Source organism: Erythrobacter donghaensis (assembly GCF_001557325.1).
GTDB lineage: Bacteria > Pseudomonadota > Alphaproteobacteria > Sphingomonadales > Sphingomonadaceae > Erythrobacter > Erythrobacter donghaensis_B.
Window position 1 is genome coordinate 1 of sequence record NZ_LSJS01000066.1, and the last position, 813, is coordinate 813.

Consider the following 813-nt stretch of genomic DNA (forward strand, 5'->3'; position numbering starts at 1 on the left):
TCTCGGGCGGGTCGTAGTAGTCGGTCGGGGTGTCGAGGGTGCCGCCCGTGATCCGGCGCGTGCGCTCGTCGGCGTTCGCTGCGGCGAGGTCGCGGTCGCGCAAGGTCGCGAACCGGGCGAAGGCGGCGAGGGTTTCTTCCGAGAGGACGGCGCGGCGCTGGGGGCGTTCGCGGGCGATGCGGCGGCGGATGTCCTCGATCTTGCGGTTGATGCTCGCGCTCACCTCGGCGGCGGAGACATTGGGCCGCTCGGCATCCCACTCCGCGCGCCACTGCTTCTTGAGCCGGTCGAGCTGGGTCTGGCTGACGCTCCCGGGAGCGCGGGCACTGCCATGGGCAAAGCGCGCCGAGGCGCGGTTGCTGAGCAGGAACATCAGCAGGCGGTCGTTATAGACCGTCCGCTCGCCGACCTTCTCGCCGTGGTAGAACACCGGTGCCTCGACGCCGTTCAATGCGCGGTCCATCGCGGTGTCCTCGATCCGCTGGATGCCCATGTCGAGCGCGGCTTCCCACGCGGCGGCAAAGCTTGCGCCATCGGGGTGGTTGCGCAGGACATAGACCTGGTGCTCGCCCACGCCCATGCGGCGGCAGGCGGCGCGCACGGAGCCGGTTTCGGCGAGGTGGGCGATGAATTCGCGCTGCCGGGCGGGGCTCCACCCGCGGCGGCGCTTGCGCTGGCGGGGCACGGGGGTGAAGGCGAGCGGGTCGGCGGCAGGATCAACGGGGCGGGTCATGGCGGGAGCCTCTGGCAGATGGGGGAGGCGCAGAAGATCACAAATCCGGCGAGTAGGAAAATGCGGGCGCGGCGGGGAGG

1 protein-coding gene is annotated in these 813 nt (G+C 71.2%); it reads right to left on the bottom strand.

The genetic code is table 11. The features are described 5' to 3' along the window. Positions 1 to 733, bottom strand: a 733-nt coding sequence (locus AX692_RS03100) for a hypothetical protein (protein ID WP_073977558.1), incomplete at its 3' end; no start/stop codon positions are given. Positions 734 to 813: the final 80 nt, after the last annotated feature.